Below are 654 nucleotides of genomic sequence, written 5' to 3' on the forward strand. Positions count from 1 at the left end.
ATAACCCGACCTTGAACAAGGCCCCGCCAGTGGTAGCGGCACCGACAGAAGCCAAGGCCACAGGCCCGGTCACCATACCAGGCGTCATCGACTTCAACGTCGGTGGATGCAAACCGGAATATCCACGCGCCTCCCTGCGCAATGAAGAAACCGGCACCGTCCTGTTGTCCGTATTGATCGGTGCAGACGGTACAGTTGCCGACGTCAAGATCGACAAATCCAGTGGATTCCGCGGTCTCGACAATGCGGTGAAATCCCAGTTGATGTCAGGTTCCTGCAAAAACAAACCAGGTACCGTCGATGGCAAGCCACAACAGACCTGGGCCAAGGTTCAGTATGTATGGAAGTTAGAGTAGTCGAAACCTGCGCAGGCTACTGCGCAAGCCCAGCTTGAGCCTGCGATGCTCACCGTACATCCGTACGGTTGCGCTTCTTAACTCAACCTAAACTTGCTCGCTACGCCCGCACAGGCTTCTTGACGGCACCAAACAAGTTTAATGAAAAATTAAATCTTAAAGCAGCAGTAAATAAAAACAGCAGTAAGCAATACCAACCTTATTTTGTTAAAAGGAAGCACCTCAATGAAAACCCGTTTCTCCGCATTCCTGGCTGCAACACTCCTGGCCTTGACAGCCGCCGTTGCCGTCGCCCCTG

The 654-nt window shown here is 52.8% G+C and carries 1 protein-coding gene; it reads left to right on the top strand.

The window, feature by feature from the left end:
* A partial coding sequence (locus tag ACO0LI_RS30615; protein ID WP_423037702.1) for an energy transducer TonB occupies positions 1-356 on the top strand: 356 nt, incomplete at its 5' end.
* Between the last annotated feature and the right edge of the window lie 298 nt (positions 357-654).

The organism is Undibacterium sp. Tian12W (genome assembly GCF_049339405.1).
Taxonomy (GTDB): domain Bacteria; phylum Pseudomonadota; class Gammaproteobacteria; order Burkholderiales; family Burkholderiaceae_D; genus Undibacterium.